Source organism: Virgibacillus sp. 6R (assembly GCF_001895305.1).
In the GTDB taxonomy this organism is placed as follows: domain Bacteria; phylum Bacillota; class Bacilli; order Bacillales; family Amphibacillaceae; genus Virgibacillus; species Virgibacillus pantothenticus.
Genome location: NZ_CP017762.1, coordinates 3,654,415 through 3,668,258, shown reverse-complemented (window position 1 = coordinate 3,668,258; position 13,844 = coordinate 3,654,415). Strand labels below are relative to the sequence as shown.

The following is a 13,844-nucleotide window of genomic DNA, read 5'->3' as shown; positions in this document are numbered from 1 at the left end:
GGATCTTTTTACCACAATATTAATGATTAATACGACAATAATATGTCCTAAAGGTCTTTGAACAACATCGGGGCAATTAACTTGCAGTTGCATCTTCACTTAGCTCCTTGGGTTTCACCTCCTAGGATAAAAGTGGAGGTCGAACTGCCAGTTACATTCGGGACAAAACCTCATTCTTTTTTGCATAAAGAGTCTTAGTTTAAAAGTTGAGGTTTTCATAAAGGGAATCTTCAATCAGTGGGGGGCTTCATTCATCCTGATTGTTAGATGAACGAATCGGGCATTTAGGTGCTGTTATCTCCCACTTAGACTTGTTTTGTTGCAGTACAGATTATCCTACTCCTGAAGTGGGAGTCTTACAGCGCCTTATATACGGGATAAATACCGACGGGAAGGAAGTTGATGATGAAAAAGTATATAGGGGTTGCTTTCCTCGCATTAGCTGTTTTTCTTACTGCTTGTGGTGGCGCAGAAGAGAAAATCGATCCAAATATGTCAGAAGAGGTAAACGATTTTACGTTCACGACACAAGATAATGAAAAACTATCCTTAGAAGATTTAAAGGGCGAATATTGGATTGCTGATTTTATCTTTACCAATTGTACATCGGTATGTTTGCCAATGACATCCAACTTGGCAAAATTACAGCAAAAGACGGCAGATGAAGACATAAATATTCAATTTGTCTCTTTTAGTGTCGACCCAGAATACGATACTCCTGAAGTATTAAAAGAATATGCCAAAGAATATCAAGCAAACTTGGATAACTGGACGTTTGTAACAGGCTATGATTTTGAAACTATTAAAGAATTTTCCATCAAATCATTTAAAAGCATGATCGCTCCTCCACCTGAAGGAAATGACCAAGTAACACATGGAACCAGTTTCTTCTTAATCAATCCGGAAGGGGAAGTTATTAAAAAATACAACGGTGTACTAGCAGATAGTATTGATACCATTTTTGATGACTTAAAAGAATTAGGTTTATAGCAAGAAAAGCTTAGTAGATCATAAAATATTGGGCTTTTTTAGCGTGTTGCTCACTTTCAATTAGTAGCTGATAAATGAGATACAAGGTTTGTACAGCGCCCCTACACTATGTCAAACAAGCTTTGAATAAAGTGAATCTTCAATCAGTGGGGATTTTTATTCATCCCCCACTGATTGTTAGTACCACAAGGGGTGCGACCACCTAGCCACACATTGCTGTTATGATGGGAAAAGCAGAATAAGGTAAAGTGGAAGACTCAAGCTTTGTAGTTTTCTTTATACACCACAAAGCTTGAGTTTAACAATTGTAGTTTTCTAATATATATAATATTTTATAGTTAAGTTACTTCTCACATATCCCTGCTAACCGAAACTCCTGGTGCCCCGCTGAAGAAAATAATTATCTACCATACTAATAATCCCCATTTTATCATCATATAAACGATCGATGAAGTGGGAATTTTTTAATGATAACATGGTAAAAAGGAATTCTATCTCCTCATCTGATCATTAGTCCAAAATCTCTCCTCACTTATCTTCTTGGAGTATCTTTTCACGTATCCGTTGATATGTTTCTTCTGTTCCAATTCCAGATAACAATGGTACTCCGTCAATCACCTTGTCTTTCTTTTCGTCAGGGACAATAGTCGTTGAAACAACCATATCATACGTATCCAACCGACCTATTTCATTTGCTACGCTTGATTGAAAAAGCGTCACTTTATTTGCTAAATTTTCTTTTTCCAGCCAATCCTTTAACCTTTCTATCACTATCGTGGAAGTTGCTACACCTGTTCCACATATAACTAGTATTTTCTTTGCCATTATGACCATCTCCCCTTAACATTATCATTTTCCTACCAAATTTTAATTAGATCTTACTTTATTCACATATATCATCAAAATAACTATTATTGCTCCCAAAAATACAAAACTGAACCAATGGAGTACGTTCGGTAACCAAACAAAAGGAAAGGTCGTCCAAACAGCTCCATCAACGAGTGCTGAAATATTCGAATAACTTTCCATATCAAAACCTGCATGAATCGCCGTACTTGTTACTAAAGGGGCTACCCAAGTTGCAATATAAAGACCAATCCCAATATAAATGGAACCACCGATAATCGTGCGGACTATATTCCCTCTGAACACCGGAACCATTAAAGCAATCAGAAACGGAATAGTGGCTAAATCTGTAAAAGGCAATACTTTATTTCCTGGTAATATAGCAGCTAATAGTAAAGTAATAGGTACCAACAACAACGATGCTGACAACACAATTGGGTGCCCTACCGCTAACGCACTATCCATACCAATATATAAATCTTTTCCTGGAAAGTGTTTTTTAACGAACGCTCCAGCTGCTTCTGAAATCGGTGTAAGCCCCTCCATTATTAAAGCTACCATTCGTGGCAACAACAACATAACCGCACTCATTTGTATAGCTAATTGCAATACATTTTTCACATCATATCCAGCCAGAATACCTATGAGGAGACCAAGAAGTGCACCCATAACTGTAGAGTCACCCAAAACACCTAAACGTTTTTGGATGGAGGCCTCGTTTGCTTCCAGCTTATTAAACTTTGGAATCCTGTCAAACAAATAATTTAGAGGCTTCGCAACGATATAAGAAGGCGCAGATGCACCGTGCGGAAAGGTAATATTATTATATCCATAAAACGATTGAACATCTTTCTGTATCCAATCACCGAGTAAAAACAATAACATATGATGCAGAATGATTGTCCCTATTCCCATAGCAAAACTGTCTGTCAGCGCAAAAACCAATGAACCAGTAAAAGCAGTATGCCAAAAATTCCAAATATCAATATTAAGAGTACGAGTAAGTCCAATCGTTAATAGAAGCATATTTAAAGTTATACCTATCGGAATGGTTAAACTGCCTAAAGCTGTTCCATAAGATATTGCAGCTGCAGCTGGCCACCCAACATCAATGACATGAAGCGTTAATCCAAACTGATCGACCATCGATTCAATTGCCGGTCCTAGACTATCACCTAATAAACCAATAACAAGATTAATAGCAATAAATCCAATTCCGATAGTTAAACCTGCCCGAAACGCTTTATTCACCTTTGTTCGTAATAGCAATGCAAAAACAAAGATAATAATCGGAAGCATCACACTTGCTCCCAAGTCAACAAACCATTGTAAGACTTGCATAATTTCTTCTCCCCCTCCCCATTTTTTGAAAAAATTACCCTTTAAAACTAATCAAGTCCTTTTTTGTTACAAATAAAGTGAATTTTCGTTTATCATCCACGAATTAAAGCAAAACAAAAGCGCAAGCGCCCGTTTAGCAACGTAGCGAATGGAACGAATCAACTAAAGATAAAGTGAACCTTCTATCAGCGGGGTTTTCTTCCATCCCGATGATGGTTAGTACCACCAGGGTATGACCTAAAGGCCCTTGAACGAAGCGGGGATTTAGGTGCTGTTACCTCCCACTTCGACTTGTTTAGTTCACCGCTTCCATTCTTGAAGTGGGAGTCTACTACGCCTTTTTACAGGATAAAGGAATCATGCCACTAAAACAGGGGGATGCCGACGTCGGGCGACAAGCCCGTTTTTAGTCGACCTTCCTCTTTGCGACGAACCGATGATGACTTATCGTAGGGCGATTCGTGAAGTCGCCTAGTTGCTGGGCGATGGAGCCGGACGTGGCTATTCAGTTATTTCGTTATCTCCAAGCACCTAAGTTTATACTTTCTTATTCTTTTAGAAAAACTTGGCTTGTCGCCAAGTCTAATGGCGAAAGCCTTTTGTTTTTCTTATACTATAAACCAAAAAAATTTTATATTTTCCTATAGTGGAACAAAGGCTAAAACCTTAAGTTCCCTTGAAAAAGAAGACCGCTTTTCTACGTGCGATGAATTGCTTCCGAAGTTTTCCTTGTCCTTAAAGAAACTCATTTTTGCGTGTTAGTCTCCTAAGAACGATATATTACAGACCCAATGAATCAAGAATTTAGCAGCCGTTATCCCCCCAATTAGTTTGTAAGCCCCTTGCGCTTTTGCAAAGGACGGAGAGCACCTTACATCCAGAATAAAAAATGCCACTCTCCCCGCTAAGGAAAAGTGACATGTATGTACAAGTTAACTATTGGATTCGTATAGTACACCCTTGTAATCCGTATAAATCAACTGTCACTTCCCTCCGCTGGTTTTGTACGCCAGATCAGGTTCAAAGAGTCCCAACGTTCTACGTTGATCTCAGCCATTAAGTAATGGCACCCCTAGTGAAATATTCTCTTGTATTTTGGTATTATCTTTCTGCTTTAATATAGAGGATGAGGATAGTTGTGTCAAGCTCGTTGCACAACTATAGCAATCAAGGAACATAAATCATAACTCCTGCTGAGAATCCTAAAGTAAATGATAAAAATTTCGTATGCGTCGTTTTTGTACAAAAAACTAGTAAACCTCCTGTACCAGTTGCTGATCCCGCAAATAAAGTAAGTAAAAATGCAATCCATACGTCCTGTTCCACGGTTTCTTGCTCCTTTTATTTTAAATGATTTTTTTCACCTTCATTCGCTTATTGTGTATAAAATCACATGAACATCCGTTCACTAATATAAAATGGTGTCCTATCATTTACTAGCGAAAATTAGGCATACATCAAAAATGTACTTCTTAACGGAGAAAAGAATCATTACTACAATTCTATATAATAAATAAAATATTTATTCCTGCTCATAAAAGTTACGCTGAACTATTGCTTCAGCCAGTGACGTTTCACTAAAAGAAAAGGTAATACTTGATCTCCATATTAAAATTCTTTCGTAACTTTATGTATTTCGGCATGCTATACTGTTAGTAAAACAAAAGGATGGGAAAACCGGAATGTTTACCAACAATGAAATCTCTTGGATACGAACTGAAGTAAAAAACAGCGAACAAACGAAAGCAATAAGCGAAAGGCTGCTAACTTTTATCATAAACAAACAGCTATTCAAGCTTTTCCTGCCACAAACGTTAGGCGGGGCGATGCTGCCCTTATCCGATGCCATTCGTACATTTCAGCATTGCTCGTATATAGATGGGACATTTGGCTGGTTAGTGACGATAGGTTCTGGTGGAGGCATGTTTGCCCCGAACTTTACAGAACAAGCCGCAACAGCTTTTTATACTCCTGAAGATGCGGTCATTGCTGGCAGTGGATTTCCTGCTGGAATAGCAAAAGAAGTAGAAGGTGGATATATTGTAAATGGAGAGTGGCACTATTGTAGTGGTTCTCAATATGCAACTATATTTACTGCCACCGCTAAATTAAATGCAGAAGATAATACTAAGCTCCTATCATTTATTTTCAGCCCAGAGCAAGTAGAAGTAATAGAGGACTGGGACGCTATGGGATTGAAGGGGACAAGCAGTCATACGATTCGTATTACGGAACAATTTGTACCAACATATCGTACGTTTTCCATTTTCAAGAAGCAATACCAACTGAAAGATTCTATTTACGACTTTCCGTTCATTCCTTTTTCACAGGCATCGTTTACTGCTATCGTACTAGGAATTGGAGAACATTATCTGGAAGAAACAAAAGCCATATTTCAAGAAAAAAGCTCTGTTTGGCAAACAGATCGACTCACGTTTACTACCAATGTTTTAAAAACAGCAACGGAAAAAATGAATCAAGCAAAAGCAATGTTTTATCACCAGCTTGATAGCTTGTGGAAACAACATACTGATAAGAATACGATAACAAAAAAGCAACAGAAAGCGTTTTCTACGTGCTGTAAAAATACAGTGTCTACCATATTAGAGGGAACAGACAAATTGTTTAGGCTAATTGGTATGCAAGCTGTAAAAGAAACCTCAATTATAAACCGTATTTGGCGCGATTTACATACAGCTAGCCAGCACGCATTTCTTATGCCACAAAACGAGGGCTGACCTGGAGTCTTTCTAAAAAAGCAGTAAAGAGCCTTAATCTGCTTACAGATGGGGCTTGTTTTGAACAAAGGCCAAGCGCTCATTTAGCAACGTAGCGATTGGAACGAATCAACTGAGATAAAGGAATCACGGTGAGGCGACGAACCAATGATGACTTATCGTAGGGCGATTTCGTGAAGTCGCCTAGTTGCTGGGCTCATGAGCCGGACATGGCTATTCGGTTATTTCGTTATCCATAAGCACCTCATTTTATACTTTCCTATAGTGGAACAAAGGCGCAAGTGCCCGTTTAGCAACGTAGCGATTGGAACGAATCAACTGAGATAAAGAATCATGCCACTAAAACTGGGGTATGCCGACGTCTGGGAGGCAAGCCCGTTTTTAGTCGACCTTCCTCTTAGCGACGAACCGATGAGGCCTTATCGTAGGGCGCATTTCTAAAGGCGCATCGTTGCTGGGATCATGAGCCGGACGTGACTAGTCGGTTATTTCGTTATCCTCAAGCACCTATTTTTATCGTTTCCTATACACTAAAAATAGCTCAAAATGAATAGTAAAAGAGAAATTTATTTAACTTAACATGGGAGAAAAAGCTTTTATGCATCTCTTTTACTATGTCTCAAGTCATCTGAAAGCAACCCTTATTTAGATTAGCTCACTTCCTATAATTATTTCCATTTGAAAACCCGCTGGATTAGCCCAGCAGGTTTTTATTTTCCATCTTCAACATTCATCTCGTAAAATGGATATGCTCTTCTATTCCTAAATTTATCTTTGTTTTACTCGGTGTTGTTTTAGTAATCATATTCCCATTGCGAATAGAATGAGTGACGACAGCTTGCTTACGAATCGCTTCATATTCATTTTCCGCATCCAAAACAATTAAATTAGCTGGCTTTCCAACCTCAATCCCATATTCCTGTTCAAGGTTCAGCGTTTTGGCACTGTTTGTTGTAATCAGATCAATAGAATTAACAATTTGCTCATAGCCTAATAATTGCGAGGCGTGGATTCCCATATGAAGTACCTGGAGCATATTTCCTGTGCCAAGAGGATACCATGGATCAAAAATATCATCATGACCAAAACACACATTCATTCCCGCTTCCAATAATTCCTTCACACGAGTTAGACCCCGGCGTTTTGGATAGGTATCAAAACGACCTTGTAAATGGATATTAACAAGTGGATTGGAAACAAAATTGATCTCCGATATTTCTAATAAACGGAACAATTTATAAGTATAGGCATCATTGTAAGATCCCATTGCTGTAGTATGACTAGCAGTCACTCTTGATCCTAGTCCTCGCTCATACGCTTCTTTTGCCACTACTTCGATAAATCGCGACTGTTCATCATCGATTTCATCACAGTGAATGTCAACCAATCGATCATATTTTTCCGCAAGATCAAAAACAGTTCGTAAGGAATCCACACCATATTCTCTCGTAAATTCAAAATGCGGGATCCCTCCTACGACATCTGCTCCTAGCTTTAGCGCTTCCTCCAGCAATTCCTTCCCATTTGGATACGATAAAACTCCTTCTTGTGGGAAAGCAACCAATTGCAAATCCACATATTTCGCCATCTCTTCTTTCACTTCCAGCAATGCACGCAGCGCTGTTAGCTTTGGATCGGTTACATCTACATGTGTACGAACATGCTGGATGCCTTGAGCAGTTTGCCATTTCAAAGCCTTCACAGCTCTCTTCTTCACATCTTCATACGTTAACGATTGTTTTCGTTCTGACCAACGTTGAATCCCTTCAAATAATGTGCCACTTTCATTCCATTGTGGTTCTCCAGCTGTTAACGTTGTATCAAGATGAATATGTGGCTCAATAAATGGAGGTAATACGAAAGAACCTGCAACATCAAGAACATCATCTGCCTGCATTTCCTCGTTAGCTGGTGAAATGGAAGTAATTATTTTGTCAGTAATAAAAATATCCCATAATCCTGTTTTGTTACGTAATGTAGCATTTTTTATAATCAATTAGTGACCCACCTTTTCTGTGTTAGGAAGCATAACTTCTTTTTCCTTTGCACTCATAATAAGCTTGGTACCTGCAACATGGATGACTGCTGAACTAATTAACGCATTAATTGGTGGTATGCCTGGTAATAAAGTCGCTGCGGCAATTCCTGCGCCCCAAGCAAATAAAGCAATCCAATTAACAGCTTTAAATGTCATTTCATGGAACGCACGATAATTGCCACGATGGATGATGAAAAAATCAGCTAACAAGATAGCGCCGATTGGGGGTAACGCAGAACCAAGCATAGTTAAAAATCCTACGAAATTCTCATACAGCCACATTGCCCCCAGCGTCCCAATAATTCCATTAAAAATGACGATCTTATGTTTTGGTATTTTGGTAATATTTGAAAGTCCAAGTCCTGAAGCATACAAAGCATTATCATTTGTTGTCCAAATGTTTAAGCCTAAGACGATAATCGCTGGGAGAATTAAATTCTGCATGAACATTACTTCAGAAATATCAGCTTGACCAGTTGCAACCGAGCCCACCGCACCAAACAAGAACATGAGTGAGTTTCCGATGAAAAAGGCGACTACTGTAGCAATTACTGCCGACCGTTTTCTCCGGGCAAACCTTGTGAAATCAGGAGTTAATGTCCCTGCACTGATGAAAGAACCAATACAAATGGTAAGGGCAACTGCTAAAGTCATCGTTTCCGCCGGTTCATATTGCAATAAGCCTTGCCATCCTCCTAAACTTTCTGTTGCTTTTATAACAGAAGCCCCTCCAAGAAGGGCGATTAATGGTACAGCAATAAAGCTAATCATAGCCAATGCTTTCATTCCGAAGAAAGCTGTAAATGTCATTAATATGCCAGCAACAGCGATGAGGACATAAATGTCAATGCCTGTAACTTTTTGTACTGGTACTGCAAACATTGCTGTTCCAACTCCGAACCAGCCAATTTGTGTAAAAGCTAATAAAAATGAGGCAAGATAAGACCCTTTCTTCCCAAATGCGTAACGAGCAAGCAGATGCGTAGACAATCCTGTTTTTGCAGCCATATATGCTAATAAACCGGTATATGCGCCTAAAATAAGATTACCTGCAAGGACAATCGCGATAAATTGTATAAACGATAGCCCTTGTCCTAGTTCTCCACCAGACCACATGCTAGCCGAGAAAAAGGTTAGCCCGAGCATAACTACGAGTGTTTTCCAAAAGCCGTTGCGATAAGATGAAGGTACTGCTGTCAGTGAGAATTCTTTATCGATGTTTTTCATTCTGTTTTCCTCCTGATTGTTGGTACCAAAACAGAAAGGAAGTAAAAAGCTTCCTGCCAAATGTGACAAGAAGCCTTTCTCGTTAAATAGATTCATTGCTAGCTATACACCCGCATAGGTTGTATTCGCTTATACAATAATTCCATCAACTTATCCGTTTCCTTGTCAGCCTCACAGGACTGAATTAAAGGTACCATATTTAACTTTTCTTTATTATGACAAAAACAGAATGTCTCGTCAAGACCTTCTATCTACGGTGATTTTTTCCATTTAGTAGATGGGGGTAGGACAAAAGTATTTTTATCAAACGTAAATCCGCACTATCTAAAAACTATAACTGGTGCAAAGATCCGCTTAGGATATATACTTCGCGCACCTTAGGGTGGCTGGTGAGCCTCATTATACTACCACTCGGGGCCTTTCCTTCCGAGCAGAGTCTACATATATTTCCAAAGCTAATTAGTGCATCATTCGTTCTTAGACTAAATATCTACCTATGCCCCGCCTAATCAATATAAAATAAAAATCTTAGTTCTATTTTCTTCGCTTATAAATGTATAACCCTACACCGGCAAGAACGAATATGAAGCCAGCTAAGAGCCAATTGTAGAAGGAAGTTGCTGTATTAGGAAGCTCTTCTCCTTGCTTTTTCGTTACTTTATTTCCTTCACCCATTTGTTTTTTATCTTGATTTAATTCTTGCTCTTTGTTTTCATCTTGGTTCCCTCGTTCTTTATTTTTATCTTGATTCAATCCTCGTTCTTTGTTTTTATCTTTATCCACTTCCGTCGTTTGTTCTTTATCTGTCTCCTTTTCTTGCCCAGGTTCATTGTGACCAGGTGTATGTGTATTATCAGTCTCCTCTGTGTCCCCATTTTTATGGTTCATCTTTACAATAACAGTTGTTAACGGTGCTAACTTAATCTGGTTAGCTGCTATTTTAACACCAGTCGGATGCTTAATTTCCTCTGTTCCAGCTGTATTCGCATCCACAATTACTTTTCCTTTAGTCAAATACGTATTCTTTAGCGTAAGTTTACGTTCTTTACTATCTGCGTTTACAAATACTTGATACACCTCCGAACCATCAGAAGACGATGCCTGATATCCGATCACTAAATCTTCCTCTTGAATTTCTGGGGCTTCGATGCGTTTTACGTTCGTTTTTATCTTTTCCATAGTCCCTAACGAAAACGCATCGGTTGAGCGTCGGAGTTTGATTAAGCCTGCTGTGTATTCACGTGTAGCATGTTGAATCGGGTATTGTTCTTTATCCGTTGCCATCTTCCAATCAATCTTATTAATAGCATCCGTAGAATCATACGAATCATGAATGAAATATGGATAAAGAAATGGTTTTCCCTCTTTATCTGTCATATAGGTTGATTTATACGGAGCTTCTAACGTCTCGGTTCTAAACTGTTTTGTTCTCCCAAACTCTTGACCAGCATGGATAAAGGCTTTCCCTTGTGCGGTTAAAACCATCGCATTACCAATTCTTATCCGTTTATGGATTTCTTCTTCATGATATTCAGAGTCTTTCATAATCGATTGAGCAATAACATCGTGCAACGTCAAATTATCATGTGCAGCAATATAGGAAACGACATCACCGGGATCATCAGCGACAAAATTATGCGGATTTGCAGTGACATTATCAAAAATTTGTTGAATGTTTCTAGCCCCACCGGTAAGAAATCTTGGTTGACCTTCACTGCCAAAACCCGATTTCAATTCATTTCTAAATTCATCGGAGAAAACAGCAACACTATCCGTATGCTGCATCCAATCCTGATCCGCTGGCACCACTTTTTCTCCTTCATCACCAACGTACGTTCGCCATCCCTCTCCAATCATGATTATATTTGGATTTAACTGCTTTGCTCTATCATAAGCCACTTGAATACTTTCTGCATCGTGATCTCCCATCATATCAAAGCGGAAACCGTCAATTTTGAATTCTTCTACCCAGTATGAGACGGAATCGACGAGTACTTTCCGTGACATAGCATGAGTCGTACCAAGACGTCCTCCACCAAAGCTTTCACGAGGAGTACCATCCTTGTCCATAAAATGATAGTAATTTGGCAGCAAATCCTCAAAAATCTCAACTTTAGCAGTATGGTTATACACGACATCCAAAACTACACCCATATCTCGTTTATGAATTTCATGGATTAACCGCTTAAATTCCGCAATTCGCAGTTCAGGATCATCCGGATTTTCAGAATACATCCCAGATAGTGAAAAATAACTATGTGGATCATACCCCCAATTATAATTATTCCCAGTCGATGACCAATCTAGTAATCTCTTATCATTATCCCACTCATTAGCAAAATAATAACTCATGACAGGAAGCAGCTGAATATGTGTGACACCTAATTCTTTAATATAATCCAGTTTATCAATAAAGGAAGAAAATGTACCAAATCGGGCGTTTAGTTCACCTTCGATCGCAGGATCTGATGTAAAATCTCTCACATGGACTTCGTAAATAATAGCATCTTCACGCTTTGTAAAACCATCAATATTAGCAAAATTTAATGCTGGACCAATCTCAGATGGATCGACAATTGCTGCCTTTCCTATTGAATATTTCCCACCATTTCCTGGATTTGCCCATGCTGCCATTGATTTTGCGTATGGATCAAGAGTTAGCTTTGTCTTTCCATTATGTGTCATCTTATAATGATAATAATAGCCTTTAAGATTGTCCAAGCCCGTATTTTCTTTATTGAGCTTTACTTCCCACACGCCCCGCTCACCTAGTTGCATTGGTATTTCATCGCGAATTACTTTATATTGGTTGCCTTTGTCATATAGTACAACGGTTACATTTGCTGCTTTTGGTGCCCATACCTTTAACGTTGCTGTCCCGTTGGTATGTAATGTTGCACCTAAGTCTCCATCATAAGCATACAGCTCATCTATTAACTTCCAACTGTCTGTTAGTTTTAGCGTTTTATCACCATAAGTTACAGTAAGTGATGTATTAATAGCGGCAAATTCTCCATTAACCTCTAATACTTTTTGATCGACTTTCTTGCCATTGATTATGTTTATTTTGTTCCCATTTTCGTCCTGCACTACGATGTCACTTAGTAATTTCTTTAAGCCTAAATCTTTTATACTGGAGAAACGCAATTGAATCGTATCCTTGGATACAATTTCCCCAAAAAGAAGGGCTGTTTCTATTTTCCCGTTTGGGTCAGTATACACCTGTTCATCACCATCTTTAACAAAAATTTCTTTATGCTCTAACATCGAAAAATGATAATTTCCTGTTTGCTCTCCGCTACGCTTATTTACAAATAAAAAACCAATTTTCTCTGCATCTTTTGCTAGTTGAATATCGTAGTAAGTACCATGCTCATCAATGCCAGCAGCGCTTACTGCTCCATCCGGCCACCCTTCAGACGGGGCAGCAACATCATCCCATACCCAAATGTTCCATCCATCATAATTCTGGTCTTCGCGTTCATAGTGGATACGAATCGTCTGTGTAACCTGTTCATCGGATTTAGCCTGCTCATTTGTCGGTTGAATGGTTATCTCTTTCTGCGAAATATAACCATCATACGTTGCCTGAACAGTAATTGTTTCATCGGGGTGGACATTCTCATCCACAATTAAAGCGTTATCAATTATCTTCACACCACTTCTTTTTTCTTTTAATGTCCATTTTGCCCCCTTTAAAGAGTTGGTTTTTGCGTTTTCATTGAAAAACTCCCCTTCTAATATGGACTTGCTATTTGCTTCCACTGCTTCCGGAAGTCGTTCAAGTATAATCCCAGGCACGTGAAGAATAGATTTTTCACCATCTTTTGCTGGATTTAACGGGGCTGCAAAAGAGGTGGACGCATTAGTTATATCTGTCAAAAATGAATACTCATATGTACCAGGATTTAATGCAACCTTAGTTGTATGTATTCCATCCTTGTTTTCCATCTCAATTGCTTTTTCAACATTCCATTCATGGAAGCTACCTAACAAGTATAGCTGTTCCTTCTCGTGAATTGCTTTAAACGTTACATTTCCATCTTTGTCGATGACTGGACCTAATAGTAGTTGCCTATCTCCTTCCTTAGCCATTACTGTATGCAATGGGGAAAAATAGCTAGTGCTTTTCGTTTTTTTGCCAAAGTAATTCCTCCCCTTATGGTAAAACGTTTGCACAAATAACGAACAAAGGCGCAAGCACCCGTTTAGCAACGTAGTGAATGGAACGAATCAACTAAAGATTTAGGAATCATACCACTAAAACAGGGGTATGAGCGGCAAGCCCGTTTTTAGTCGACCTTCCTCTTAGAGACGAATCGATGAGGCCTTATCGTAGGGCGCATTTCTAAAGTCGCATCGTTGCTGGGCTCATGCGCTGCACGTGGCTAGTCGGTTATTTCGTTATCTCCAAGCACCTCATTTTATACTTTTGTATGAAAAAACAACTCTATTTAACTTATCTAACTCATTTATTTTAGACAGTATTTTAAGAATCTAAACATTATAAAGCAAAAGTTTTTTCACGATAGATGGTGGCTCGCGCTCTAGGTGAGCCATGGTGGTTTCATATCTTACAAAAAAATAAGTGTGCTACCCTTACTTTATTAGTAAAATTATGTGCAAACGGTTTCTTAGCTTGTAGATTAACACAAAAATATCCA

7 protein-coding genes, 1 pseudogene and 1 riboswitch are annotated in these 13,844 nt (G+C 38.8%); of the genes and pseudogenes, 2 read left to right on the top strand and 6 right to left on the bottom strand.

Features of this window, described 5'->3' with window-relative positions; genetic code table 11:
• The first annotated feature begins 402 nt into the window (after positions 1-402).
• On the top strand, positions 403-990 hold the full coding sequence (locus BKP57_RS16665) for an SCO family protein (protein ID WP_335724832.1): 588 nt from the start codon (positions 403-405) through the stop codon (positions 988-990).
• A gap of 528 nt (positions 991-1,518) precedes the next feature.
• Here the strand turns inward: BKP57_RS16665 and BKP57_RS16660 are convergent.
• The 3 genes and pseudogenes from BKP57_RS16660 to BKP57_RS16650 all read right to left on the bottom strand — a co-directional run.
• Positions 1,519-1,815, bottom strand: coding sequence for a PTS sugar transporter subunit IIB (locus BKP57_RS16660; protein WP_050352058.1), 297 nt, complete (start codon positions 1,813-1,815; stop codon positions 1,519-1,521).
• A gap of 42 nt (positions 1,816-1,857) precedes the next feature.
• Complete coding sequence (locus BKP57_RS16655) at positions 1,858-3,177, bottom strand: PTS galactitol transporter subunit IIC (protein WP_198035004.1); 1,320 nt, start codon at positions 3,175-3,177, stop codon at positions 1,858-1,860.
• 971 nt (positions 3,178-4,148) lie between these two features.
• Positions 4,149-4,261: riboswitch (TPP riboswitch) on the bottom strand.
• Between the two features lie 89 nt (positions 4,262-4,350).
• A pseudogene (locus tag BKP57_RS16650) lies at positions 4,351-4,503 on the bottom strand (zinc transporter ZupT); the annotation flags it as partial.
• A gap of 356 nt (positions 4,504-4,859) precedes the next feature.
• Here BKP57_RS16650 and BKP57_RS16645 point away from each other — a divergent pair.
• On the top strand, positions 4,860-5,915 hold the full coding sequence (locus tag BKP57_RS16645; protein ID WP_072742025.1) for an acyl-CoA dehydrogenase family protein: 1,056 nt from the start codon (positions 4,860-4,862) through the stop codon (positions 5,913-5,915).
• 730 nt (positions 5,916-6,645) lie between these two features.
• Here the strand turns inward: BKP57_RS16645 and codA are convergent.
• The 3 genes from codA to BKP57_RS16630 all read right to left on the bottom strand — a co-directional run bounded on the left by codA (position 6,646) and on the right by BKP57_RS16630 (position 13,287).
• Positions 6,646-7,911 carry a cytosine deaminase gene (codA, locus tag BKP57_RS16640; RefSeq protein ID WP_072742024.1) on the bottom strand — a complete coding sequence of 422 codons (1,266 nt, stop codon included), beginning with the start codon at positions 7,909-7,911 and terminating at the stop codon, positions 6,646-6,648.
• Positions 7,912-9,180 (bottom strand): cytosine permease, encoded by a 1,269-nt coding sequence (gene codB, locus BKP57_RS16635; protein WP_050352054.1) that lies wholly within the window; start codon positions 9,178-9,180, stop codon positions 7,912-7,914.
• A 534-nt stretch (positions 9,181-9,714) separates the two neighbouring features.
• Positions 9,715-13,287, bottom strand: coding sequence for a pullulanase (locus tag BKP57_RS16630; protein WP_232231205.1), 3,573 nt, complete (start codon positions 13,285-13,287; stop codon positions 9,715-9,717).
• Between the last annotated feature and the right edge of the window lie 557 nt (positions 13,288-13,844).